Source organism: Ammoniphilus sp. YIM 78166 (genome assembly GCF_004522215.1).
Lineage (GTDB): Bacteria > Bacillota > Bacilli > Aneurinibacillales > RAOX-1 > YIM-78166.
Genome location: NZ_SDLR01000003.1, coordinates 977,857 through 1,001,917, shown reverse-complemented (window position 1 = coordinate 1,001,917; position 24,061 = coordinate 977,857). Strand labels below are relative to the sequence as shown.

The 24,061-nt window shown below is 41.9% G+C and carries 24 protein-coding genes; 17 read left to right on the top strand and 7 right to left on the bottom strand.

From position 1 onward, the window contains the following. Positions 1-36: 36 nt before the first annotated feature. Complete coding sequence (locus EIZ58_RS16550; protein ID WP_240689113.1) at positions 37-1,242, bottom strand: cytochrome P450; 1,206 nt, start codon at positions 1,240-1,242, stop codon at positions 37-39. Positions 1,243-1,469: 227 nt separating this feature from the next. Here EIZ58_RS16550 and EIZ58_RS16545 point away from each other — a divergent pair, with 227 nt between their 5' ends. From EIZ58_RS16545 to EIZ58_RS16530, 4 genes are all read left to right on the top strand, one after another. Beyond that, positions 1,470-2,855 carry a protoporphyrinogen oxidase gene (locus EIZ58_RS16545; protein ID WP_134701934.1) on the top strand — a complete coding sequence of 462 codons (1,386 nt, stop codon included), beginning with the start codon at positions 1,470-1,472 and terminating at the stop codon, positions 2,853-2,855. A 525-nt stretch (positions 2,856-3,380) separates the two neighbouring features. Next, on the top strand, positions 3,381-5,093 hold the full coding sequence (locus tag EIZ58_RS16540; RefSeq protein ID WP_134701933.1) for a SulP family inorganic anion transporter: 1,713 nt from the start codon (positions 3,381-3,383) through the stop codon (positions 5,091-5,093). Positions 5,094-5,117: 24 nt separating this feature from the next. Then, positions 5,118-5,453 (top strand): ArsR/SmtB family transcription factor, encoded by a 336-nt coding sequence (locus EIZ58_RS16535; protein WP_134701932.1) that lies wholly within the window; start codon positions 5,118-5,120, stop codon positions 5,451-5,453. Between the two features lie 41 nt (positions 5,454-5,494). Then, positions 5,495-6,214 (top strand): DUF4931 domain-containing protein, encoded by a 720-nt coding sequence (locus EIZ58_RS16530; protein WP_134702021.1) that lies wholly within the window; start codon positions 5,495-5,497, stop codon positions 6,212-6,214. 75 nt (positions 6,215-6,289) lie between these two features. On the opposite strand, the gene EIZ58_RS16525 is transcribed toward EIZ58_RS16530, so the two are convergent. Together EIZ58_RS16525 and EIZ58_RS16520 are read right to left on the bottom strand one after the other, a co-directional pair. Then, the gene (locus EIZ58_RS16525; protein WP_240689112.1) at positions 6,290-7,423 is read right to left on the bottom strand and encodes a histidine kinase N-terminal domain-containing protein; all 1,134 of its coding nucleotides are present in this window, start codon (positions 7,421-7,423) and stop codon (positions 6,290-6,292) included. 92 nt (positions 7,424-7,515) lie between these two features. Next, positions 7,516-8,298: a Cof-type HAD-IIB family hydrolase gene (locus tag EIZ58_RS16520; RefSeq protein WP_134701930.1), complete on the bottom strand. Its 783-nt coding sequence runs from the start codon at positions 8,296-8,298 to the stop codon at positions 7,516-7,518. 167 nt (positions 8,299-8,465) lie between these two features. Here EIZ58_RS16520 and EIZ58_RS16515 point away from each other — a divergent pair, with 167 nt between their 5' ends. The 5 genes from EIZ58_RS16515 to EIZ58_RS16495 all read left to right on the top strand — a co-directional run bounded on the left by EIZ58_RS16515 (position 8,466) and on the right by EIZ58_RS16495 (position 11,755). After that, positions 8,466-9,224 (top strand): hypothetical protein, encoded by a 759-nt coding sequence (locus tag EIZ58_RS16515; protein WP_134701929.1) that lies wholly within the window; start codon positions 8,466-8,468, stop codon positions 9,222-9,224. A gap of 106 nt (positions 9,225-9,330) precedes the next feature. Next, positions 9,331-9,864, top strand: coding sequence for an MOSC domain-containing protein (locus tag EIZ58_RS16510; protein ID WP_134702020.1), 534 nt, complete (start codon positions 9,331-9,333; stop codon positions 9,862-9,864). Positions 9,865-9,995: 131 nt separating this feature from the next. Continuing rightward, positions 9,996-10,391 carry a fluoride efflux transporter CrcB gene (gene crcB / locus EIZ58_RS16505; RefSeq protein WP_240689133.1) on the top strand — a complete coding sequence of 132 codons (396 nt, stop codon included), beginning with the start codon at positions 9,996-9,998 and terminating at the stop codon, positions 10,389-10,391. Further along, positions 10,388-10,747 (top strand): fluoride efflux transporter CrcB, encoded by a 360-nt coding sequence (crcB, locus tag EIZ58_RS16500; RefSeq protein ID WP_134701927.1) that lies wholly within the window; start codon positions 10,388-10,390, stop codon positions 10,745-10,747. The genes crcB (EIZ58_RS16505) and crcB (EIZ58_RS16500) overlap by 4 nt, the downstream gene beginning before the upstream one ends. Before the next feature lie 42 nt (positions 10,748-10,789). After that, a complete protein-coding gene (locus EIZ58_RS16495; RefSeq protein WP_205672220.1) occupies positions 10,790-11,755 on the top strand; it encodes an EamA family transporter in 966 nt (321 codons plus the stop codon). Positions 11,756-11,874: 119 nt separating this feature from the next. On the opposite strand, the gene EIZ58_RS16490 is transcribed toward EIZ58_RS16495, so the two are convergent. Next, entirely contained in the window at positions 11,875-12,126 is a 252-nt protein-coding gene (locus EIZ58_RS16490) for a hypothetical protein (protein WP_134701926.1), read from the bottom strand. Positions 12,127-12,273: 147 nt separating this feature from the next. Here EIZ58_RS16490 and allB point away from each other — a divergent pair, with 147 nt between their 5' ends. After that, entirely contained in the window at positions 12,274-13,671 is a 1,398-nt protein-coding gene (gene allB, locus EIZ58_RS16485; RefSeq protein ID WP_134701925.1) for an allantoinase AllB, read from the top strand. A gap of 52 nt (positions 13,672-13,723) precedes the next feature. Here allB and lepB read toward each other — a convergent pair whose 3' ends face one another. Continuing rightward, positions 13,724-14,290: a signal peptidase I gene (gene lepB / locus EIZ58_RS16480; RefSeq protein ID WP_134701924.1), complete on the bottom strand. Its 567-nt coding sequence runs from the start codon at positions 14,288-14,290 to the stop codon at positions 13,724-13,726. A 303-nt stretch (positions 14,291-14,593) separates the two neighbouring features. On the opposite strand from lepB, the gene EIZ58_RS16475 reads away from it, so the two are divergent. The 5 genes from EIZ58_RS16475 to EIZ58_RS16455 all read left to right on the top strand — a co-directional run bounded on the left by EIZ58_RS16475 (position 14,594) and on the right by EIZ58_RS16455 (position 19,371). Further along, complete coding sequence (locus EIZ58_RS16475) at positions 14,594-15,178, top strand: helical membrane plugin domain-containing protein (RefSeq protein WP_134701923.1); 585 nt, start codon at positions 14,594-14,596, stop codon at positions 15,176-15,178. A gap of 119 nt (positions 15,179-15,297) precedes the next feature. Next, positions 15,298-15,591 carry a putative quinol monooxygenase gene (locus EIZ58_RS16470; RefSeq protein WP_134701922.1) on the top strand — a complete coding sequence of 98 codons (294 nt, stop codon included), beginning with the start codon at positions 15,298-15,300 and terminating at the stop codon, positions 15,589-15,591. Between the two features lie 87 nt (positions 15,592-15,678). Next, a complete protein-coding gene (locus tag EIZ58_RS16465; protein WP_134701921.1) occupies positions 15,679-17,259 on the top strand; it encodes a peptide ABC transporter substrate-binding protein in 1,581 nt (526 codons plus the stop codon). Between the two features lie 83 nt (positions 17,260-17,342). Further along, positions 17,343-18,062: a YebC/PmpR family DNA-binding transcriptional regulator gene (locus tag EIZ58_RS16460; protein ID WP_134701920.1), complete on the top strand. Its 720-nt coding sequence runs from the start codon at positions 17,343-17,345 to the stop codon at positions 18,060-18,062. A gap of 163 nt (positions 18,063-18,225) precedes the next feature. Next, a complete protein-coding gene (locus tag EIZ58_RS16455) occupies positions 18,226-19,371 on the top strand; it encodes an MFS transporter (protein WP_134701919.1) in 1,146 nt (381 codons plus the stop codon). 214 nt (positions 19,372-19,585) lie between these two features. On the opposite strand, the gene EIZ58_RS16450 is transcribed toward EIZ58_RS16455, so the two are convergent. Further along, the gene (locus tag EIZ58_RS16450) at positions 19,586-20,743 is read right to left on the bottom strand and encodes a trans-sulfuration enzyme family protein (RefSeq protein WP_134701918.1); all 1,158 of its coding nucleotides are present in this window, start codon (positions 20,741-20,743) and stop codon (positions 19,586-19,588) included. A gap of 302 nt (positions 20,744-21,045) precedes the next feature. Between EIZ58_RS16450 and EIZ58_RS16445 the strand changes: the two genes are divergently transcribed. Then, positions 21,046-21,975, top strand: coding sequence for a 3-hydroxyacyl-CoA dehydrogenase family protein (locus EIZ58_RS16445; RefSeq protein ID WP_134701917.1), 930 nt, complete (start codon positions 21,046-21,048; stop codon positions 21,973-21,975). Positions 21,976-22,040: 65 nt separating this feature from the next. Here the strand turns inward: EIZ58_RS16445 and EIZ58_RS16440 are convergent, their stop codons facing one another. Beyond that, positions 22,041-22,553: a hypothetical protein gene (locus EIZ58_RS16440; RefSeq protein ID WP_134701916.1), complete on the bottom strand. Its 513-nt coding sequence runs from the start codon at positions 22,551-22,553 to the stop codon at positions 22,041-22,043. Positions 22,554-22,694: 141 nt separating this feature from the next. Here EIZ58_RS16440 and EIZ58_RS16435 point away from each other — a divergent pair, with 141 nt between their 5' ends. After that, complete coding sequence (locus EIZ58_RS16435; protein ID WP_134701915.1) at positions 22,695-23,882, top strand: replication initiation protein; 1,188 nt, start codon at positions 22,695-22,697, stop codon at positions 23,880-23,882. Positions 23,883-24,061 lie beyond the last annotated feature (179 nt).

Sequence of the window (24,061 nt, the reverse complement as noted above, 5' to 3'; positions counted from 1 at the left end):
CCCATAATGAATGGGATCCTTTCTCTGTTTTATATCCTATACATTTATTAACTGATGAACACTCCAATTTAACGGAAGGTTTTTTAAAGATCTGAATCCAACTAGCTTTCTCCAGGAAACGGTCGACGAATTTAATTGAAGATACGGCAATACTTGCAATAAGGCCGGTATGGCCATTTGTGCTTCCAGTCGGGCTAAATTTGAACCTAAACAAAAATGATGACCGTATCCAAAAGCTAAATGAGGATTTGGACTTCTTGTGATATCTAGTTGATTTGGATTGGCGAATTTCTTAGGATCACGATTAGCTGCACCTAATAATAGGTAAATTTGCTCTCCTTTTCGGATTGCATGTTGGTCGATCTCAATATCTTCTGAAGCCACGCGAGCTGTCATTTGCGTTGGACTTTCAAAGCGGAGAAATTCTTCTACCGCTGTATCAACCCTTGAAGGATTCTCTTTCATTAGAATCAGCTGTTGGGGGTGATTCAGCAAAGCGAGGATGGAATTAGAGATCAGGTTAACGGTCGTTTCATGTCCAGCAATAAGGAGCAGGATACATGTGGCGATAATCTCTTCTTCCGTTAAGGATTTCTCTGTACTATCTCCTAAACTTAATAAACTGATTAGATCATCTTGAGGGTGTTGCTTTCGTTCTTGTATTAATTCTTTGAAATACACAGACAGATGAATTACCGTATCATTCGCTTCTGCTAAGGCATATCTCGTTCGAGTCAAATCTATGCTTTGCAATAGAATAATTGCCCATTCTCTAAATGCATGCCGATCTTTGTCTGGTATCCCCAGTATTTTGGCAATGAGAAGACTTGCTAGAGGAAAGGCGAAGTCAGTTACAATATCCAATGTACCCGTTTTTTTAGAATCATGAAGCAGCTGATGTACAGTTTCTTCGATAAAAGAACGATATTTTGCCATCTCCTTTGGGGTAAAGGCTTGACCCACTAAGCTGCGCAAACGTGCGTGATCTGGAGGATTTTTAAATAACATCATATGGTTCTGGCTGTTTTTTAACCCTTCATACTTAGATGTAGTGGAAGGGAGGGGCGTACGATTATGAAATCTTACGTCTTTTAGTATGTCGAGCACCTCTTGATAACCAGTTACATACCACCCTGGGTATTTTCCTGAAGACATGTAGTATAGAGGACTGACGCGCCGCATCTCTTCATAAAAGGGATAGGGATTGTGAAAGAACTCTTCGGTCATAAAAAAACGGGTCATAAGCATCCACCTCATTGTAAACCTAATTTTAATTTTAAGTTTACATTTTTATGATGAAAAAAGCTATAATTATTTGAAATTAATTCCAGAGAAAAAAAGCCGAACCTTATTTTAGGTCATCAACTGACAAAATGGACTTTGGAATGATCACATAATCGTCATTTAACCTGGCGGTTCGTATATGTTATACTTTCCTTACTTAAAATGTCAGTTGAGGTGCATATCCATTGAAAACAGTCGTGGTTATAGGTGGCGGAATTACCGGACTTTCCACCATGTACTATCTAAATAAGAGAGTGAAAGAACTGCATAGAGAAGCCAGACTAGTCCTAATTGAGGCTGATGAGTCCTTGGGTGGAAAGATTAAAACAGCCGAAGCCGGCGAATTTATCATGGAGACGGGAGCAGATTCTATCGTTGCTCGTAAGCCTAATGTAGCGCCTTTTCTCGAGGAGTTAAACTTACAAGATGAAGTCGTATATAACGCGACAGGAATATCATTTATTTATACAGACGGGAAACTTAAAAAGATTCCTGAGGACACGGTATTTGGCATCCCCTTAAGCTTAGAATCCTTGGCCAAAACCGAGCTAGTTTCGGCAGAAGGAAAAGTCGAGGCGCTCAAGGACTTTTATACCAAAAACGAGACTTTTACCAAAAATGACTCTATAGGTGAATTTCTTGAGAACTTTCTGGGTAAGGAACTAGTAGAGAAACAAATCTCACCCGTCATATCAGGCGTATATTCGGGCAAGCTCCACGAGCTAACCATCGCTTCAACATTGCCGTATCTTTTAGACTATAAAAATCAGTTCGGTAGCATCATTCATGGTTTATCGGAGAACAAGCAGGTATTTAAAGGAACAGGAGACAAGAAGTTTTTATCCTTTAAGAATGGCGTTTCGAGCCTCATTGACAGACTCGAGACTCAGCTTAGCGGAGTGGAGATATGGAAAGGCGTAAGGGCAGAAACGGTTGCCAAGCACCAGGGAGGGTATAAGATACAACTAGAAGATCATCGTAGCATCGAAGCCGACATAGTCGTGCTAAGTACTTTGCATACCACCGCTCAGAGCTTGCTTCATGACGAAAAGCTAAATGATGATTTTGATCAATTAACGAATAGCTCGTTGATTAGTATCTATCTCGGGTTTGATGTTCCTGATAGTGAACTTCCAAATGATGGTACAGGTTTCATCGTGGCAGATAACAGTCAATTGGTGTGTAATGCGTGCACTTGGACCAGTCGAAAGTGGGAGCATACATCGAAAAACAATCAATTACTCGTAAGACTTTTCTATAAAAGTTCTATCCCAGCCTTTGAAGCTATGCGAAACATGACACAAGAGGAGCTTATCCAAGTCGCTTTACGAGATATTAAGATCAGTTTGGGAATTGGACAGGCACCTATACATCATGAAGTAACGAAGTGGAATAACACCATGCCAAACTACCATATTAATCATCATAAAATCGTGCAGTCCTTGGAAAATAAACTGTCTGCTAATTATCCGAACGTATTTTTGGCTGGATGTTCGTATTATGGAGTAGGGATCCCTGATTGTATTGCCAATGGAGAAAAAACAGCTCAATTAATAGAAAAAAGGTTATAATTTTACACGACAAGAAGCCTTCTAAAGTGATTGAAGGCTTCTTTTGCTTTATATCAAGGGAGCTGTTTTAGGTGCAACTGTGGATAAGTTTTAACTAGAAGGAGAGAAGTAATGGAGGGTGTCCCAGAACCTTACGGGACACCCTCTTCGTATATAAACGACTACTTCGTTACCGTAGCATTCTTTTTTTGCTCCAGATACTGCTTAAATGCTTCTTTGTCTGCCTTAAGTTCCATAGCCAATCTGACTAAATGTAAGATTTCTTTTTCCATTTTCAAGTCTCCTTATTGACCTTATTAACCTAATTATACCACCAAAGTTCGACATTTTAAAGAACAGTTTGTTCTTTTTGTCGAATTCTTTCCTTTTTGGAGACAGAGCCTGAAAGATAATTGGAGAGGTTAAGGTAACTCGGTTTTGTTCAGGCCGTGTTTTTTTTATTGACGAGAGGTAGGATTCGGATCTAAAATTTATATATTCAAATAATCAGATATTCAAATATATAAGGAAAAGAAGGGGTATCAGATGAAGGTAACCATCTCTGGGCGATTAGAAGGATACTCTCTGGAAAAGCTGCGAGGAGATTTAATCTCTGGCCTGATTGTTGGGATCATTGCGATTCCTTTAGGAATGGCTTTTGCCATTGCTTCTGGGGTAAAACCGGAATATGGGATCTATACCACGATTATTGCCGGAATTCTTATCTCTTTATTTGGCGGTTCAAAATACCAAATAGGGGGACCAACTGGAGCTTTTGTTCCGATTCTCTTTGCCATTGTCATGCAATATGGGTATGGGGATCTGCTTCTGGCTGGCTTTATGGCGGGAGTTATTCTGGTGGTCATGGGGACTTTAAGACTAGGCGCTTTGATCAAATTCATTCCTAGGCCGGTCACAATAGGCTTTACTGCAGGCATAGCGGTCATTATTTTTACCGGTCAAGTCGCAAACTTCTTAGGACTGGAAGGTATCGAAAAGCATGAAGCCTTCTTACTTAATATGAAGGAGCTAGGGATGCATATCCACACGATCAGTGTTTATAGTGTAATCACGGCTTTTGTTTGCTTTTTCGTCATGTTGATAACGCCTAAGTTGCTTCCAAGGATTCCTGGGCCTTTATTGGGCCTGGTTGCATCAAGTCTTATTGCAAGCTTGTTTTTCTCCGGACACGTGGCGACTATCGGCTCCACTTTCGGTCAGATTCCTAGTACTCTTCCTCAGTTTCAATGGCCGGATATCACCTGGGAAAGGGTGGTACATCTTCTTCGGCCTGCTTTTATCATAGCCATTCTGGGTGGGATCGAATCTCTGCTGTCCGCGGTGGTTGCAGACGGGATGACAGGAGGTAAACACAATAGCAATCGAGAACTAATAGGTCAAGGTATTGCTAATATGGTTACTCCTCTCTTCGGAGGAATCCCGGCAACAGGCGCCATTGCAAGAACAGCTACGAACATAAGAAGCGGAGCAAACTCTCCGATTTCCGGCATTATCCACGGGGTTGTCGTGTTATTGGTCTTACTAATCTTGGCGCCTTACGCCTCGCATATCCCCTTAGCAAGCATGGCACCCATCTTAATGATCGTTGCATGGAACATGAGTGAAAGAAAAGAATTTATCCATGTGTTAAAATCGAGAACGGGGGATTCATTAATTCTCATTACTACCTTCTTGCTCACGGTTTTCACTAATTTAACAACCGCTGTTGAAATGGGGCTGCTCTTATCGGTTATTTTGTTTGTTAAGCGCATGAGCGAGCTGCTCACGGTCGCCAAGGTCCTACCAGATCCACTAGATAAACGATCTAAAGTTTTGCCATCCATGATTGAGAAGGGACATAACTGTCCCCAAATCAGTATCTTCACTGTCGAAGGACCTTTGTTTTTTGGTGCAGCTCAACATTTCGAGATGTCAATCCGGAACACGATCCATTTCGAACCTAGAATTCTAATCCTTCGAATGGGTAAGGTCCCTTACATGGATACAACAGGTGAGTCGACCCTAATGAGCCTTGTGAAACATTTCCATAAGCAGGGTGGTCAAGTACTCCTATCTGGGTTAAATCGACAACCTAAGGAAGTATTGGAAAGGACAGGACTCTTGGATAGAATTGGGCTTTCTCATGTTTTTGAACATACAGGCGATGCCATTCATTTTGCTCTTACTCAGTTAAATGCCGATCAATGTACGGGATGCAAGCAGTTTGCTTTTCGTGAATGTAAGGAATTTCATCTATAATCGAAAGAAAGGGGGTCGTTTTATATGGAATTACAGCAATTTAAAGCTGATTTTTTTAAAGCTTTAGCCCACCCGTTGCGTATTCGCATTCTTGAAGTGTTAGCTAAAGGAGATCAGCAGGTAAACGAGCTGCAGGCGATCCTCGGGAGTGAGGGGTCTGCCGTGTCGCAGCAGCTAAGTATTTTACGTGCCAAGAACATTGTCTACGGAACAAAGGATGGAACACGGGTAGTCTATTCCCTACGGGATCCCATGATCGTGGATTTATTGGCTGTGGCCAAACAAATTTTTAATAATCACTTGATAAATACGGTTACGATGCTAGATAAATTTAATGATGAATCCGCCCAGAAAGAGTGATCACCTTGCCATGTAATACACATCTTTATTTCAATACGAATATGGGTATTCAAAAGCCTGAAAATATAATCAATCGAGGAGCTTCATGCCCTTTTTGCGAAACAGAAAAATTGAAGGACATCATCGCTCAAAAGGGAGAGATGATCCTCCTTAAAAATAAGTATCCTGTACTGGCGGAAACCTATCCATTGGTTCTGATTGAAACAGAGGATTGTGACTCGGAGCTTTCCCTTTACCGTAAGGAACACCTTTTTCAACTTATTGAATTTGGTTTGTCTCATTGGCTTCGGCTTCTAGATAGCAATGAATTTCGCTCCGTCATATTCTTCAAAAATCACGGCCCTAAATCAGGAGGAACTATCCGCCACCCTCATATGCAGATTATCGGACTCAACCATCTAGATAGCAACCGTTTAGTAGAGCCTGTCCACTTTGAAGGAATACCTATTGCGAAATGTGATCAAGTCGAATGGAACCTTTCGACCTCGCCAAGAATGGGCTTCTATGAATTTAACGTGGTTTCGGAACATGGTGAAAACAAGCAAATGGCAGAGTTCATCCAAAACTCGTGCCATTATATTTTGAACCATTTTTATTCCTGTGACAGCTATAATTTGTTTTTCTACCAAGTTGGCCCTAAGTTAATCGCTAAGATTATCCCTAGATTCGTCACTTCTCCTTTGTTCGTGGGTTATTCCATTCCCCAGGTTGCGATGAATCTCGACGATGTCGTGAAAGCTGTTCAGAAGCTATATATTTAATCCAATATCCTATCAACTGATTCAGGAGCTCGCTTTCGTCCCGCTGACGTAATGGGCATGAGAAAGGGAGTAGCATTACTCCCTTTTAGTTTCTTTTGAGTTAACAGGAATGACGATCTGAAAGCTGGTCAGTTCTGGATTGGACTCACAGACTAAGGTGCCTTGATGTTCTTCGATGATTTTACGGCAGATATAGAGGCCAATCCCCGTCCCAAGCTTCTTCGTTGTAAAAAACGGCTCGAAGATGGAATGAAGAGATTCTGCTGGTATCATTGGTCCATTATTGGTAATGCTGACGAGCAAAGAATTCTTTTCTAGTCTACTAGTAATCGTTATCTGCTTTTGTGTTTGGTTGGATTCAATGAGGGCATCCAAGGAATTGATGATAATATTAATCATCACTTGCCTAAACTCATCAGCATATCCGTAGAAGGAAGGATTGCCGTCGATATCGGTATGGATATGGACATCCGTACTAACAAGTAAAGGATATATAAAATCTAACGTTCCCTCTACCAAAGATAAGAATTGTATCGATTCTTTTTCTTTTTCCTTAATTTCTTTTTTGGAAGTGAGTAAGAATTGCGAAATCCTAAACTTCAGCTGGTCCAGCTCGCTCTCGATGATTTCAAGATAATCCAACGAACCATACTTTTCACGCAGCAACTTAATAAACCCCATAACAGAAGTCAAGGGATTACGAAACTCGTGAACAAAGCTGGATGACATCTGCCCCAAGATGGTTAAACGGTCTTTATGGGTCTGCTCAATGAAGTACGATTGTTCTTCGATTCGCTTATCCTTAAGCTCTGTATAACGTCGGACGGCAAGATGAAGAAAGTGATCAAAATAAAAGTTAATCTTATTAATAAAAGGATCAAGTTCTTCAATCGTTAACCCAATCTTAGGCAAGGAATTAAAGATCTCACTTCTACCCAGACTTACGTTGTATACAAAATCTCCAATATTAACTTTTGCGTCAAGTCTTTCCTCCGCTACCTTATATGCCAGACTAATAAGCTCAGCTTCATTGTTGCTATCCTTGAGACAAAGCATGATGAGTCTAAGCATACTTTTTCCATTGCCTAGCATTTTATCTTTATTAGGATCCTCGGGGGATGGAATCACTCGATCAATCCATTTTTTTAAAATTGCTTCCTCATTTTTTGCTATAAAAGAAATGACTTGATTTTGTAGGAGATTGGACACAACCAGCGCCTCCTTGGTTAACGACTTTACATTCATATTATAATAGCGAGAAGTAAAAAGAAATACTAGGATTATAAAGAATACTTTAACTACTAGCTTCCTATTCCTATTAGCTTCAGATGCTTAAGTCCGTAAGCAATTCCTCCATCATCCACAGAGCGCGTAACAAAGTTTGCCAGAGGTTTTAGCTTTTCATGCGCATTCCCCATGGCTACACCCATACCCACGTAGGACAGCATCTCAAGATCATTCAGTCCATCGCCAAATGCAACTGCTTCAGACGGGTCTAGTTCAAGGTGCTCCAGCAGGGCTTGAATTCCTTTTGCTTTTGAGCTCCCTAATGGAAGACCGTCCATGGAGAGCTGATGCCAGCGGACAAAATGAAAAGCATCCAATGTTTCATAGAGATCCTCTTCTTCTTCTGTACAGTAGATCAGGGCCTGATAAATATCAAATTCCTCCCAACTTGTAGGACGGAATTGAGGAGCGGAATGTTTCAAATCATTGAAACACTCCAGAACATAAGGATGGTTCAACTGATTCGTAAAAGAACCCTCGTAGGCAAAATAAGATAAAGCATGCCCATGCTTCATGGCAGAGGCCTCTAGCTTTTGCAGATCCTCCTTTGAAAAGGTTTGTTTTCGAATGATCTCTCCGTTATGAATAACGAGGGAGCCATTGATGCATACGAAGGTATTAATTCCTAGCTCTTTGGCGATATGCTCAAACATGTAGGGGGGTCTTCCTGTCGCAATGGCAACGTACACTCCACTATCCTTTAATTCCTGGATCGCTTCTAAGGTATCTTGTGGTAACTCTTTATCTTTATTAAGCAGCGTATGATCAATATCGAAGAAAACAATTTTATAAGCCATCTTAAACCTCCGGAAATGGAATCGTGTCCATTGTATGTTATTTATATGGTGCCTGTCACTCCCCGAATATTGTCGATTACTGAAACCGATTGTTTTGCAAGGCAAAATCAGGTACATTGATAAGGTAATTTAACTGACAGAATGAATCGACAAAAGGAAGGAGTCGTATGAGCCAGGGGTACGAAATCTACGCTGTTACAAGACTGATTAAGAGATATGACTACGATGGGGCTTGTGAAATACTTGACCTGCTCGAATGGCAGGAAAATCCCCTTTATCTGCTCATCCAAAGCTGTCAGCACTGTTTAAATTTTAACTTTAAAAAGGCTAAGCAGCTTACGGATTCACTAGATCAAGACTTATATGCCGCTTTTCCCGCTATTATGAGACACATCGATGACTTGCCTATCTTAATAGAAGGAAAGCCTCACCAAATTTTCAATGAACTGTTAGACAATTTAATTATTCAGCTAGAGAGAGAAGCCTATACTGATTTTTTAGGCAGGATCTTTCAGCTACGAGAATTACTATATAAGAATGCAGTCATTCAATTTAAAGAGCGCAAAGAATATTCGTTGAGAGACCCCATTTATCAAAAAAAACTATTTGAGAGACGCTTTAAAATCAACCAGACTTTGTTGAATGGGATGAAGGAGATTCTCCGAACTGGGGGTGGCCGTTGGAAAAGCATCGTGAACTTACTTTCAGGAAAACCCATGAGTGAGTTGATGGATCTAAGACATCGTACCATTGTAGCGCATGGAATAGAAACCGTCTCATTAAGCGATATCAAGCGTATATATGGTTCCACAGAACAGATCCTTGATGATTTGTCACAGGTATTTCTATTTTTGAACATCCCGATTCGACCACACAAGTACAAAGAACTAAATAAAGAAATCATCCAGATCCTACTAGGCAAATAAGTGAGGAAAGGCTTGCCACAAGAAGTCTTCGTAATACGTTCATTAATGAACAATCATAGAGAGAGGTTTTTTTGTGAAAACAGTAGAAGCAAAGCTTAAGGCCATTATGATCGCGGATAATCCAGAAACCTTTGTTACACGAAGGATAACAGAGGTGGAGTTGGAATTTGGAGGCATACAAGGGGATCGCCACTTCGGAATCACCTTCCCATCAGATTCCAGACAACCCATGTATCCAAGAGGAACTGAGATCTTAAACCGTCGCCAGCTCACCATCGTTTCAGAGGAAGACCTTGCCCTAATCGCCAAAGATCTAAGCGTTGCACAAATTTTACCTGAATGGTTGGGAGCTAATCTATTATTGGAAGGAGCACCCGAACTCACCAAGCTGCTTATGGGATCACGCTTCCTTTTCCCGGACGGGACAGGGTTAATCTGTATGGGAGAAAATAAGCCCTGCACCTTACCGGGCGAAATTATTCAGCAACACTACCCTGAGCACCCTAACTTAGCTGCAGCTTTTGTAAAAGCAGGGTATAAACGAAGAGGTATTGTTTGTGCCGTAGAACGGCCAGGTACAATACAAGCTGGGGATGTCGTACGTATTTTAGTCAATAATCTTGAAAACCCTATGCAATAAGACCGCCGATCTCCATCGAGCGGTCTTTTTCTTTCCACAGGCCTTATGATAAAGTAATCATATCGTGGAGGCAAAGGCACAAAATTTATTATGGTTTTTCCATTAATCCGTTAGAGGTGTTTTAATTGAACATGGTGTCCTTAGCCATTGGTGGCTTTTTCGGATCCATCAGTCGCTACAGCTTTGGCGAGTGGCTACACACAGAACAAGGATTTCCAATTGGAACACTCATAGTTAACTTACTGGGATGTTTGTTCTTAGGGTGGTTTTTTACTATGAGTACCACAAGGTGGGAAAGAATAAGTCCTCAATTAAAATTAGGAATAGGAACAGGGTTTACAGGATCGTTTACAACCTTTTCAACCTTCTCTGTTGAAACCTTACAGCTCCTTTCGCAAGAGAAGCTCGGATTAGCTTTGTTTTACGTCCTAACCAGTATAGGAGGGGGAATTTTATTGGCCTTAGCAGGAATTCAACTAGCAGTTCTTGGCTCAAAGAAGCCCTCTTTTAAGGAGGGATCGAAGTGATCATCGTGGTGGGTCTAGGCGGAATGGTAGGAGCGATCATACGATACTATTGCGGAAAGTTTATCATGGAGAGAAGCAAGCTTCATTTCCCCTTAGGTACCTGGATTATTAATATAACAGGCTCGTTTTTTCTTGGCTCTTTGGCCCATTTATACCTACTGGAACAAGTTGCGAACTGGATTTGGTTCTTCCTAGGAATAGGATTTCTAGGTGCTTATACCACCTTTTCTACCTTTGGTTACGAGACGATTCAACTCATTCAAAAGAAACGATTAAAGACGGCCATTTTGTATATTCTCACCTCCACTACTCTTGGCATTGCATTCGCTTGGATAGGCTTCCAAGCTGTTCAATAATCTGTTATAGTTCTAATAGATTATATAATGCGAGGAGAGCTTATGATTTCGCAAAATAGGGCGATACCCGCTCAGAGGGCTAAGGGGATAATCTTAGTCATTACTGCCGCCATTTTATGGGGTGTATCCGGTACCGTAGCACAATATTTATTTGAAGTTCAGGGTTTTAGCGTCGATTGGCTAGTCGTTACTCGTTTGTTAATTGCAGGGGTGATTCTACTCGTATTTGCATACAAGAAAGAAGGGTCACATATTTGGAACATTTGGAAGGGGCGTCAAGATCGGGTAAATCTCCTCTTGCTTAGTATTCTTGGCATGCTGGCCGTACAATACACGTATTTTGCAGCCATTAAACATGGAAATGCAGCTACGGCTACAATTCTTCAATATTTAGCCCCTGTTCTGATTACTTGCTATATCGCTATACGGGTTAAAAAGGTTCCTTCTTTTAAAGAACTCATCGCTGTTTTACTTGCTGTTTTTGGAACTTTTCTTCTTGTCACACAAGGAAGGCTCGAGGGCCTTACTATTTCTAAGTGGGCGTTAATCTGGGGGATAAGCTCGGCCGTGGCTCTTGCTTACTATACACTGCAGCCACTAACTTTACTTGCTAAATGGGGATCGACCCTTGTCATCGGATGGGCCATGCTCATTGGTGGCACTAGTTTCAGCTTTATCCATCCTCCTTGGATTTTTCAGGGAGATTGGTCGATATCTGCCCTATTGGCCGTCATCTTCGTTGTGTTATTCGGCACCGTCATTCCCTTTTATTGCTATTTGGAGAGTCTGCATTACCTTAGTGCCTCGGAGACGAGCGTTTTGGCCTGCGTTGAACCGCTTTCTGCTGCCTTATTAGCGGTCGTATGGCTGAATGTATCGTTTGGGATAATGGAATGGATGGGTACCTTATGTATTGTTACTACCATCATGATCCTAGCTCTATCAAAAAGGCAGCCTGCGACCTCCGATACAGAAGGTATGGTAGTGGAGAGGAAAGAGGCTGTGTAATAAATTAATACTACAGTATGAGCCATTGACCTTACTCTTTATCTAAACGAGAGTAAGGTTTTTTCTGGAGGCGTAAAAAGCTTCCCCGACACCGAATGGGCTTAAATTAAAGCTTTTTCTTATAAGGCTTTTTCTAGGATTTCTTGCTGTTGAGCCCACAGTTCCTGCGATTGAAGCCGGATCAGGGCGATAGATAACTGATGCACGGTAGATTCAAAATTGATAAGAGGGAGTCTTACTTCTGTCTGACTGGCGCTATGCGCACTATATAGAATGCACCCCATTTGGGAATCATGAACCTCTAACTCCTTGTAATAAGGGTATTCACACTGCATAAACGCTTCTTTTCCATTTACCATCGTCAATTTCATACACGCTCCTAAATGTTCTTGTGATTACATATTAACAAGGTTTCTAACGTTTTGATGTGAGTTATATCACAACGGCAAAAAGGAGAGATTGCGTTATGATTCGTTGAATGTAATAATAACTAAAGCAAAAAGAAAGGTGGAATTTGGATGAAATGGGATCATGTTATTCGAAACGGTGTTCTTGTGACCCCACAGAGCCTGTTTGAAGCTGACATCTATATCAAAGATGGAAAAATAGCCGCTATCTCCAAGGAACGCTTAGAAGGAGAGGCTAAGGAAGAAACAGACGCAACAGGTAAATATGTTCTCCCAGGACTTATGGATACTCATATCCACTCGAGGGATCCTGGACCTACACATAAGGAAGATTTCTTCACCTCTACAATGGCTGCTGCGGCCGGTGGAATTACCACGGTGTTTGAAATGCCGAATACGAAGCGAACCATTAACAGTGCCGCCAATTTTCATGCCCAAGTTGAAAATTTATCTTCCAAAGCTCACGTTGATTTCGGCTTATGGGCCATCTGCCTTGGCAAGCTGAATCTTCACCGTCTTCAGGAGCTGAACGAGGCAGGCGTGATCGGGTTTAAGTTTTTCTGGGGTTATGCCATCAATAGCGAGACATTTGAGTTAGAATATAACTATAAACCGGGAATGCCAAACGTCATTCCACCACTTCATGATGGTGAAGTTTATTTGATCTTTGATGAAGTCGCGAAAACGGGCAAAATCTTTGCGATTCACGCCGAAAATAATGATTTAATCCAGTCGTTGACCCAGCGGGTCCTAGAGAGCGGACGAACCGATTACAATGCCTTTTTGGAAGGAAGACCTCCTCTAGCTGAAACCGTAACCGTTAAAACGGGAATTTCTTTTGCTCGGGATACCGGTGCTAGGCTGCACATTCTCCATGTCAGTGCCGGAGATTCTGTCGACGTAATTGAACAGGCACAACAAGAAGGATTGCCAATTACTGCAGAAACGTGTCCACAGTACTTATTCCTTAATAACGAAGATTATGAACGAGTCGGTCCGATGATGAAAATCTACCCGCCCATTAAGTACCGTGCGGACCAAGAAAGAATCTGGAAAGGGGTCCAAGACGGCGTATTAACTGTGATTTGTTCCGATCATGCTCCACATACATTAGAGGAGAAGACCGGGGATTTGTGGTCCATCCCAGCGGGAATGGTAGGGGTCGAAACGATGGTACCGTTGCTTCTCAATGCCGTATCCGAAGGGAAACTAACGCTCCAACAGGTGGTAGCGCTGTGCTCGGAAAATCCAGCTAGACAATACGGCATCTATCCGCAAAAAGGCTCTCTTGAGATCGGGACCGATGCTGACTTTACGATCGTGGATATGAATAAGAAGGTCGTGATTAAAAGAGAAAATTTACATAGCAAATCACAAAATACAGGCTTTGACGGGGTTGAAGTAACAGGTTATCCTGTTGCCACCATTGTTCGTGGTCATGTGGTGATGAAGGATGGGGAAATCGTAAGCTCTCCGATAGGACAAGTAGTCTTGTCTCCTAGCCATTAAAGAAAAAAGACTTGGGAAGGCTCCCAAGTCTTTTTTCTTCTGCTATCTAGTTCTACTGAAACAGCATTTTACCTAAAACATGATCTAACGGAATACTTCCTACGAAACGGCTGTCTACGCTATTATTACGGTTATCCCCCATCACAAAGACGTGGTCAACAGGTACGGTTATCACTTCAGAGGATTCGTAAGACATCTCTTCTTTTATGTATGGCTCCTCGAGCTTCTCTCCATTTCGGTATACATGCCCATCTTTGAACTCCAGCGTATCGCCGGCAAGACCTATGACTCGTTTAATCCAGATATGGCGACCTTCTTCTGTCCCTTTTACAGCTTTCAATAGAAAATGAATGATAATATGATCCTGAAAATCATCTACAAGCTGCCGTTCACGATCTACCCGGCTATCCACTATAACGATATCCCCATAACTGGGCACTTCTTTAAAAGTGTGTCCAATTTTAGAGATCATCAGCCTTTGACTATCATGCAAGGTCGGTTCCATGGATAGACCAGCGACCTTCGTAGGCTGAAAAACGAATACGTTGATGCCAATGGAAAAAGCCGCGGCAACAAGCAAGGCTTTTCCCCAACTAAGGCCCTCTCTTATCACTTTCATGCTTTTCATTCCCCTCAAAGCGCAATATATAATATAGACGAGATGGAAAAGAGAAAAGTTTCTTTTTTTAGGTATATTAAGTTCATATTGAGGCAAAATAATGATCCATCTTAGAGAGACACTTCAATGCCACGGCCCCTCGTTTGCCAATGACGAGGGGTTTTATCTTTTCACTCGGTTAATTTTTGTGTTACTTAGTGGGAAGGATATACATATTGTTATTGTTTTCGTGAATGGTTCATGAGATGATGTGAATGGAGATTATTTCTAGAAAAAAACAGTGGAGAGAAAGGAAGTAAGATGATGTCTGCTACGACAACACAAAACTCAGTTCATTGGGTGAATGAATTATCTAATCCTGAAGTGCAAGATGCATTAACAACTCTCGTCAAGAAGCTTCCACAGATAAAGGAAGCGGTTGTTAAGCTAGAGCAAGGGCTAGAAGTGGTCACCACACTAGCTACGGACTCCGATACGATTAATAATATCGCCGAGCCGATCTCTCAGGTATCTAAAGTTGCACTAAATAAAGATAACATCAATGCCCTTCTTTCCTTAGTTGAGAAGCTTCCTAAAATTGCTCAGGCAGTTGAAATGCTTGAAAAAGTCACACCATTCATAGAAGTCATTACGAAAAAGGAAAACATCGTGTCAGTGGCGGAAGCAGCCGAGGTCCTCATTGCACCCGTTACGGAACGGGTCCAAGAAGGCATGTCGATGGTAAAAGAGGCAAAGGCTCGGGCCGAACAAAAACGCGATGACGTAGGGATTTTTGATCTTTTACGTATCTTGAAAGATCCTACTGTTCAGGATGGTTTGAAGTTCGTGCAATCCTTCCTAGAGATCATTGCTGAGAAAACACCACATGAGCCATATAAAAAGAAATAAAACATGAGGGTAACTCGAGAAGGAGTTACCCTTTTTCGGCTTCAAGCACTAGCTCTAAAGGATAAATTTACCCTATAATACAAATAGTTTTCTACACTATGAGGGAGGTTCGTTATTAGATGAAAGTATTACTTGCGAGGTATACTGTTAAAAAAGGAAAAACCAAGGAGGTGTTAGATTATTTGCGTGTTATGGCTGAAAAAGTAAACGAGTGTGAACCCGGTTGTCGGGTTTACAGTGTCCATCAATCTACAGAGCAGGCAGAATCCATTGTGTTATATGAGGTCTATGAGGATGATACCGCTTTGGAGGAGCATCGTAATACTCCTCATTTCAAGGAGATCATTGAGGGAAAAGTAATTCCTCTGCTTGAAAAAAGAGAGCGCGAGTTCTACAACCTTCTCCCATTTTAAGGGCATGTCCCAATGATTTGGGATGAGTTGCAGTTGAGGGGATAGGGAATACTAGGAAGATCTGTGAAAAAAGGGGAAGATTGAGAAATGAGGATCGTTTTTTTCACTTTTCTGCTCGCCTTCAGCCTAGTAACAAATGGATATAGCCATTCAGCTCAAACTTTGCGTATGAATATCCGATATGAACCCATGACCCTTGATCCAGCTCTCCAGGAAGACTTTATTTCTGGGAATATTACTAGGGCTTTATTTGAAGGCCTGGTTCGCTTAGAGCAAGGCAGGCCCGTAAAGGCTGTAGCATCCGATATTGTTATTTCTGATGATAAGCTAACCTACACCTTCACTTTACGGGATTCCAAGTGGTCGAATGGAGAGCCTGTAACCGCACATGATTTTGCTTATGCTTGGTTTCGCACGCTAGATCCAAAGACCGGGTCTCCGATAGCCCATCAGCTCTATTATATTAAAAATGCAAAACCATATCTGGAAGGTACGGTGGCCCGAAATGAGGTAGGAATTGATGCTCTAAATGAAAAGACCCTGCAAGTGACGCTAGAGCATCCGACTCCCTATTTTCTGGAGCTACTTGCAAGACATTACTATCTTCCTCTCAACCGTCATTTTGTTGAGAGCAATCCCCATTGGGCCGATCAACCCAAGTTAGTAGTGGGAAATGGTCCTTTTCAGCTCGTGAAGTGGAAGTACCGGGATGAAATCGTTTTGAAAAAAAATCCCCACTATTGGGATCAGGAAGCGGTTCAATTGGAGCAGATTTTATTGACCCTTGTAGACGAGCCTCATACGGAACTGGACTTGTATTTAACAGGGGACTTGGATTGGGCAGGATCTCCCTTAGGGAGCTTGCCCATTGACGCTATTCCACATTTGGCAGATGAGGGCAGACTGATAACACTTCCGAAGGCTAGAACGCAATACATAAGGTTTAATACAGAAAAATATCCCTTTACCAATCAAAAGATTCGTCAGGCCTTTGCCTATGCTCTTAACAGACAGGAAATAACCGAGCATGTTACTCAGGCGGGACAGGTTCCTCTTACAGGTTTTGTCCCCGTATCCATGCAGCTGAAGCCGGGTGGATACTTTAAAGACTTTGATCTTGAAACGGCGAAATCATTATTGGCAGAAGGATTAAACGAGCTAGGCTTAACGAGCCTACCTAAAATTGTCTTCCTCTTCTATACGTCAGAATTAAATCATAAAGTCGCCCAGGTCTTGCAGGACCAATTACGGTCAGGACTGGGCGTGGATGTCCGCATAAAGAATGTTGAAGGTAAGGTTTTCTTTGACAGCGTGGAGCAGGGGAACTATGATTTTTGCATCTCAGGCTGGACAGCCGATTATGATGATCCCATGAACTTTTTAGAAAAGTTCATGGTGAAAGAAAGCACAAATAACAACACAAATTGGCATAATCCTATTTACACCGCGCTATTAGAACAAGCGAGGATAGAGCCAAACGAAGAAAAGCGAGACCAGCTTATGCTAAGAGCCGAGACCATTTTAATGACTGAAATGCCGATTACCCCACTTTATAGCGATGTAAGCTACTGGATTCAAAGCGATCGCATCACCGGCATAGAGGTCGACACCTTGGGCTATATTGATTTTAAATATGGTGCCTGTCACTCCCCGAATATTGTCGATTGAAATTTAAACTCGAAACGGATAGTAGAGTTGATGTATAATAATTAAGGAAAATTTGTTGACTTAAGTGAAAGAGAGTGGAACACATGGGCCGTAAGTGGAATAATATCAAGGAAAAAAAAGCATCCAAGGATGCTAATACAGCTCGCATCTACGCCAGGTTTGGTAAAGAAATCTACGTTGCTGCTAAACAAGGTGAGCCAAATCCGGAATCCAATCGCGCCTTAAAGGTGGTACTTGAGCGAGCGAAAACTTATAGTGTACCGAAGGCGATTATCGATCGGGCGATTGAAAAAGCTAAGGGAGGCGCGGAAGAAAATTATTCTGAGCTTCGCTATGAAGGCTTTGGACCGAATGGATCGATGGTGATCATCGATGCATTGACTAATAACGTAAACCGTACAGCTTCCGAAGTTCGTGCGGCTTTTACTAAAAATGGCGGTAATTTGGGCGTCAGCGGTTCTGTAGCCTACATGTTTAACGCCACCGCCGTAATTGGTGTAGAAGGCAAGACTTCCGATGAAGTGCTTGAGCTATTATTGGAGGCAGATGTTGAAGTACGTGACATCATTGAAGAAGATGAAGCCGTGATCGTTTACGCCGAACCGGAGCAATTCCATGCGGTACAGGAAGCGTTCAAGTCTGCAGGCATTACGGAATTTACCGTTGCCGAATTAACGATGCTGGCTCAAAATGACGTCAGCCTATCCGGCGATGCACAAACTCAATTCGAAAAGATGATCGATACCCTTGAGGACCTAGAAGACGTCCAGCAAGTGTATCATAACGTTGACTTAGGAGAATAAAACTTAAACAAAAAAGAAGAGGAGCCTATCGGAGGCTCTTCTTTTTTGCTATTCCTGTCATATACTTTTATGAGAGAACTTTATAGATGCAGGCTCTATCCTGTATAATAAATTATGTCTTTTAGAAATATACAAAAAGTTATGATAGGAAGAAACCATTCATATGCTCAAACCAACGGCTACCATAAAGGGATTCTTATATTCATTTCATTCCATTGGCTTATTGATTACCAGCTTTCTGCCCATACTATTCTTCGAAAAAGGACTCACAGAAACACAAATTGGACTAGTCTTATCCCTTGGGACCATAGCAGCTCTCATATCGCAACCATTAAGCGGCTACCTTAGCGATATCTGGAAAACAAACAAGAGAGTCATATTAATTTTACTAGCAGGGTTAATCACCTCCTCTTTTTTTCTGTTCCAAATGCACTCCTATTTTCTCATCCTATCTTTCTATTTCCTTGTAGTTTTCTTCATGTCACCTATTGGGGCTCTGTCCGACAGTTTATCCCAAAAAACAGCCGACAAGCTTAGCGTTTCGTTTGGTAGTATCCGTTCCTGGGGATCGGTAGGTTTTGCCGTGACTGCGCTACTGGCCGGTCAGTGGTTTGCGAAATTTGGGATTGGACAACTTCAATGGATGATTTTATTTTTTTCGGCATTCGCCATCCTATTTGGCCTGTTTCTTAAAGATGTGAAGGTGTCAGAACGAAAAGTATCTAACAAGGACTTCCTTAATTTATTTAAAGATCGAAGATTTGTGGCCTTTCTTTTCGTAATTGTCGCGGTTACCCTAGCGCATCGCACCAACGACAGCTATATCAGTTTACATTTAAAACATCTTGGCGCGGATGAATCCATCGTAGGGTGGGCCTGGTTTATCGGTGTCATGACCGAAGTGCTAGTCTTGGCTCTAAGTTACAAATGGTTTAGGAGGTATCATGAACTAACGTTTATTGCTCTGGCAGCTTGGCTCTACATTATCCGCTTTTTCCTTATCGGGCTAATCCGAGATCCGAACATCATCTTACTTGTCCAACCATTGCATGGCCTTTGCTTTGGTATCTTTTTTCCGGCTGCTCTCCAATACGTGACCAAAATCGTAAAACCAGAGGTTCAGTCAACCGCACATGTTCTGCTCATTACTGTCTTTTTCGGAGTCTGCGGAATCATAGGGGGATTAATGGGGGGACATGTTATGGAGAGTTACGGAGGTTCTGCTCTTTACTTTCTCCTCAGTGGATGCTCGGTAGTGGGGTTCATTAGCGTGTTAACCTTTAGCTACGCGTTTGCCTCTAGGAACTAAAAAAACTCCTATCGGAGTTTATCTAAAGAGGCCAGACCGCGTTTAAAGAAAGTTTCTCCCCTTCGGGGACAACCAATTACTTCTGATCAGGATAATAATCGACGTAGTTCAGAACCAAAAGAGGTTGGTATGCCAATAGGTAAGTTTAAAAAAGGTGATCCTTTCCTAAGCCTAGCCTTGACTAGCTTACAGGGGTCACCTTTTTCCATTCATATCAGCTTAAAGCCGCTTCTAAATCGGTCCATATATCTTCTACATCTTCAATTCCAACAGAAAACCTTACCAGTCCATCCCAAATGCCAGCCGTTTCCCGTTCTTCTTTTGGAATAATCGCATGAGTCATAGAAGCGGGATGCTGAATCAAAGTTCCAACATCCCCCAGCGAAACCGCGAGGGTACAAAGTTTTACATTATTCATTAACCGCACACCTGCTTCATAACCCCCATTAACGACAAAGGAAATCATCGCTCCTGGACCTTTCATTTGCTTCTGCATGATCTCGTTATCCGCAAAACTCGACAACCCCGGGAAGAATACTTCCTTTATGGCTGCATGCTTTTCTAGGCGTTCAGCAAGAATTTTTGCATTTTCTTGGGATCGGTCCATCCGAATGTGCAGCGTTCGAATTCCTTGGTATAAAAGCCACGCATCCATGGGGGACATGACAGCCCCCATATTTTTCTGCACTTCTTTTCTCATGGGGTCAATTATATGATTGTTAGCCACAACTAATCCGCCAATTAAATAGCCATGGCCGGACAGATACTTCGTCGCACTGTGAACCACGATATCGATCCCTAAAAGAAGGGGGTTCTGCAAGTAGGGAGATAAGAAGGTATTATCCACCACCGTAAGAATACCATTTTGCTTTGCTAGATCTGCAACACTTTTGATATCCACAAGCGATAAGGTAGGGTTGGAAGGAGTTTCAAAGTAAATCGCCTTTGTACGCGCTGTAATATGGGGCTCAAGCTCCTCGGCAGTTTTAAACGGAACTAATGTCACTTCAACACCAAACTTTTTTAATGTTTTAGTGATAAAAGCATGGGTTGCCCCATAAAGGGCCGTGTGCGCTATAAGCTGGTCCCCAGCTTGCAGTATTCCCATCAAGCAGCCTGTAATAGCTGCCATACCAGAGGAGAATGCCAAGCAACCTTCTGCAAATTCCAGTTCGGCTACCTTCTCCTCCAACTCGCGTACCGTTGGATTTCCCAGGCGCGTATACATAAACCCAGAATCTGTGCCGGCAAAACGATCCGCACCTTCTTGCACGTTGTTAAACACAAAGGTCGAAGTCATATAGATGGGCGGAATATGAGAACCATGCCCTGGGTCTTTTTTTACTTTTACAATTTTAGAATTATAATTCATTTGAATTTACACCTACTATGGATAATTTTAAACCATTACTAGTTTGGACAGAATTGCCAAATAAAAACCAGCAGATATGCTCCATAGTATGACAGAGGTTTCAGTGGGGTGCGTTGTTAATTGGATGTCCAATTGAAACCCTAATATAGAGTAAGTTCATTTAGCTGGACAAGTTTCCAAAAATCAGGATTAAGTATAAGGTGCGTTGGCAAAATACAGCCTCATTTCCCTTCAACCGTTGGTGGCATAGAACTTGCTTATTCTTTTGTGAAGGTTGAAGAATGAGAGAGGAGACATTATAGATGGTTAAATTAGCTGCCGTTATTGGCTCAGGTGTTATGGGTCATGGCATTACCCAATTGTACGCCCTTGCCGGCTACCCCGTGTATATGTATGACATTCGTGAGGAGCTAGTGGAGAAGGGGATGCAACTGATTGAAAAGAACTTAACCCTATTAGTTGTTGAAGGAGTTATTACAGATGAACAGAAGTGGAGTGCTATAGAACGCATCATGCTTACCACTGACATGCAGGAAGCAGTTAGGGAAGCAGACATCGTTACCGAGGCAATTCCTGAGCTTATTGAGCTCAAATGGGACCTATACCAAAAACTTGAACAATACTGCCAACCAAACGCCATCATTGCATCCAATACCTCTACATTCCCAATTGCTAAGCTTATCGAGAAGTCAACGACAACGCATCGCATGCTGATTACACACTTTTTTAACCCAGCACAGCTCGTACCCCTTGTAGAAATCGTCAAGCATGAAAGCGTACCCAATGAGGTTGTACAGAAGACCGAGGAGATCTTAAGACGAATTGGAAAAACGCCGGTCCTATTGAAAAAAGATGTACCCGGCTTTATTGCCAATAGATTGCAAGCGGCCATTGTTCGAGAAGCGTTTTACCTGCTCAAGGAGGGCGTCGCCGATGCAAAGGATATTGACGCTGCCGTCACTAATGGACCAGGCTTTCGCTGGGCTTTTTCGGGGCCGATCGAGACGGCTGATTATGGCGGACTTGATACCTGGAAGCGAGTAATGGACAACTTGGCTCCGGAGCTGGATAAAAGTCAACAGGCTCCTCTTCTAATCGATGAACTTGTTCAGCAAGGAAAATTAGGAACGAAGACAGGCGCAGGAATATTTGAATATACCACGACCCAGGTGGATAAGAAAATTAAACAGCGAGATGAGTATCTTATTCGCTTAGCAAAGGTAAAAAACTAAAGACGATGTAAAAAAGAGGACAAAATCAACAACCCTTGATTTTGTCCTCTTTAACTTTTTCTCTATTAATCTACTACAATTCTGACTCTTGCCGCTACCCCTGCGGGATTTTGTGCAGTTACTGGCCCGCCAAAATTAAAGGCAATGATAACAATATCGTTGATTCTTCTTCTAAGGAAGGGGCGGATGTTGAAGGTTCTGCCTGGATTAAAAAAAGAACCTTCCGCTTGAGGATTATCGGCAACAACAGGTCGTCCATTGATTAGCACAATTGCGTAATTATCTACGGACAAAAACAATTCAGCAGATCGAATCCGTCTTGGTCGCGGAAGTGTAAACGAGCGTGAAATGATCGCTCTTTCTGCACTAGGATTCGATTGGCTCCAAACATACCTTGCTGGGGAAGGCGGAATTACCCAAGCAGGATCTCTACCAATTACACTTGCATTAAACCAGTTATCATTGGTTCCAAATTGAATAACCCTCTGATTAATGCTAATGGGTTTAACTGCAGAGCGAGCCCTTCTAATAAACTCTTCATATTGCTTCTTGGTAAAGCTAATTTTGGGGTGCTTCACGTTATTTTTGTTCTCCCTTCATTCTAGTATAGGATATTCTATGAGAATGAAAGGAAATTGCTATGATACAATAATCTATTTTAACTATTGTATTTTCCTCCCCTATATAAGAAAATGAAACAGGGCAGAGGAGTGTGAAACATGACAAGAGTGAAATCATCCGTTCTTAAACTGACAGCAAAGGTTGAAGAACTAGCCGAGAAAATCTTGCAAGAGGTCGAAGGCAGTCTTCTTGAATCTGCAAACAACGAAGATCTTGAAAATGAAGCAGCTAAACATATAGAATCTACCAAGTCCTATGGAACAAGAGATTTTGATGAAGCGATCGTCTACTTGGCCCAGAAGATGGGAAGCATAGTGGATAGTACAGGGATCATTAATAAGCGACAATTCAAAATCAACGAGCTTTCTCGAAGAATTATTACCAAAGTAAAGGACCTTCGAGCCGAGAAAAACAGGCAAATTAACCGAGTGGATACGAACCTGCTTACTCATTCCCCATTCTTTATAGGCGGGAAAAGAAAACAGGTAGAAGAAGGAAATAAGGTCCTTATTGATAAAAATGGGTTGAAGCAGCTTACATATGAAAACCATAAAGGCAAGTTCCTGAGCATGTTTGATGCCAAGACCCTTTTCGCCCTTTTCGGCATATGGGAAGATCAAGGAAAAAAAGAATGGTTTTCTTTTAATGAGTATGAACTTTTACAGCGTATGAATCTAGATCGTGGTGGCGGGAAGCAGTATAAAATGGTGAGGGACTCGTTAGAAACCTTACGAAGCACTGAAGTAGTACTGAAGGAGTATTATGAAAAGGCCAAAGGAAGAACAATCATTACGAAAAGCTTCTATTTAGTCACAGCCAGAAATCTAATTGAAAATGAGCAAGAGGATGGCAAGATCCGCTCACGTGAATATCAGTTTCAATTCTCGCCTTACATCCTGCAATCGCTCAATGAGGGATACTATTCACTCGTCAGTCTCGCTATTCTAGATGAGCTTAAGCTTGATTCATCCAAGGGTCTATATATAACGCTAAGTGCATTAAAAGGGATGACCCCCGAGGAGCAAAGCAAATTCTACCACGGGGATAGCTTTTTCGAGATCCCATTAGAAACTTTGTATCATCACTTGCATCTCACGGATATAGAAAGAAAGAATAAGGCCACGATTAAGAAGGCTTGTGAAGACTTGAAGTCGCTTGAAATCATCTCGGATTATAAGCTTGCGGGCGAAGGGAGAAAAGCAGACTCGATCCGTCTCTATCCCTCCAAATGGTTTAATGACCTTATGAGTGGCAACCTGAAACAAATTACTACTAAATCTTCTTAAACACAACCCAAGCGGGTTGTGTTTTTTTTGTGACTCAAAAATTTTTTTTGTACGTGAAAGTACACTAACTGTACGTCAAGGTACACTAATAGGTAAAAATTGAACCGTACGTTAAAGTACACTAATGCTTAATCTGTATAGGAGAGTGAAGTTGATCTCATTCGTACGTGAAGGTACAC

Bases quoted from the DNA above. Each gene is read 5' to 3' on its own strand.
- EIZ58_RS16550 (WP_240689113.1), bottom strand. From the start codon at position 1,242: ATGACCCGTTTTTTTATGACCGAAGAGTTCTTTCACAATCCCTATCCC.
- EIZ58_RS16540 (WP_134701933.1), top strand. From the start codon at position 3,381: ATGAAGGTAACCATCTCTGGGCGATTAGAAGGATACTCTCTGGAAAAG.
- EIZ58_RS16535 (WP_134701932.1), top strand. From the start codon at position 5,118: ATGGAATTACAGCAATTTAAAGCTGATTTTTTTAAAGCTTTAGCCCAC.
- EIZ58_RS16530 (WP_134702021.1), top strand. From the start codon at position 5,495: ATGGGTATTCAAAAGCCTGAAAATATAATCAATCGAGGAGCTTCATGC.
- EIZ58_RS16520 (WP_134701930.1), bottom strand. From the start codon at position 8,298: ATGGCTTATAAAATTGTTTTCTTCGATATTGATCATACGCTGCTTAAT.
- EIZ58_RS16515 (WP_134701929.1), top strand. From the start codon at position 8,466: ATGAGCCAGGGGTACGAAATCTACGCTGTTACAAGACTGATTAAGAGA.
- EIZ58_RS16510 (WP_134702020.1), top strand. From the start codon at position 9,331: ATGATCGCGGATAATCCAGAAACCTTTGTTACACGAAGGATAACAGAG.
- crcB (WP_240689133.1), top strand. From the start codon at position 9,996: ATGGTGTCCTTAGCCATTGGTGGCTTTTTCGGATCCATCAGTCGCTAC.
- EIZ58_RS16495 (WP_205672220.1), top strand. From the start codon at position 10,790: ATGATTTCGCAAAATAGGGCGATACCCGCTCAGAGGGCTAAGGGGATA.
- EIZ58_RS16490 (WP_134701926.1), bottom strand. From the start codon at position 12,126: ATGAAATTGACGATGGTAAATGGAAAAGAAGCGTTTATGCAGTGTGAA.
- allB (WP_134701925.1), top strand. From the start codon at position 12,274: ATGAAATGGGATCATGTTATTCGAAACGGTGTTCTTGTGACCCCACAG.
- lepB (WP_134701924.1), bottom strand. From the start codon at position 14,290: ATGAAAGTGATAAGAGAGGGCCTTAGTTGGGGAAAAGCCTTGCTTGTT.
- EIZ58_RS16475 (WP_134701923.1), top strand. From the start codon at position 14,594: ATGTCTGCTACGACAACACAAAACTCAGTTCATTGGGTGAATGAATTA.
- EIZ58_RS16470 (WP_134701922.1), top strand. From the start codon at position 15,298: ATGAAAGTATTACTTGCGAGGTATACTGTTAAAAAAGGAAAAACCAAG.
- EIZ58_RS16465 (WP_134701921.1), top strand. From the start codon at position 15,679: ATGAGGATCGTTTTTTTCACTTTTCTGCTCGCCTTCAGCCTAGTAACA.
- EIZ58_RS16460 (WP_134701920.1), top strand. From the start codon at position 17,343: ATGGGCCGTAAGTGGAATAATATCAAGGAAAAAAAAGCATCCAAGGAT.
- EIZ58_RS16455 (WP_134701919.1), top strand. From the start codon at position 18,226: ATGCTCAAACCAACGGCTACCATAAAGGGATTCTTATATTCATTTCAT.
- EIZ58_RS16450 (WP_134701918.1), bottom strand. From the start codon at position 20,743: ATGAATTATAATTCTAAAATTGTAAAAGTAAAAAAAGACCCAGGGCAT.
- EIZ58_RS16445 (WP_134701917.1), top strand. From the start codon at position 21,046: ATGGTTAAATTAGCTGCCGTTATTGGCTCAGGTGTTATGGGTCATGGC.
- EIZ58_RS16435 (WP_134701915.1), top strand. From the start codon at position 22,695: ATGACAAGAGTGAAATCATCCGTTCTTAAACTGACAGCAAAGGTTGAA.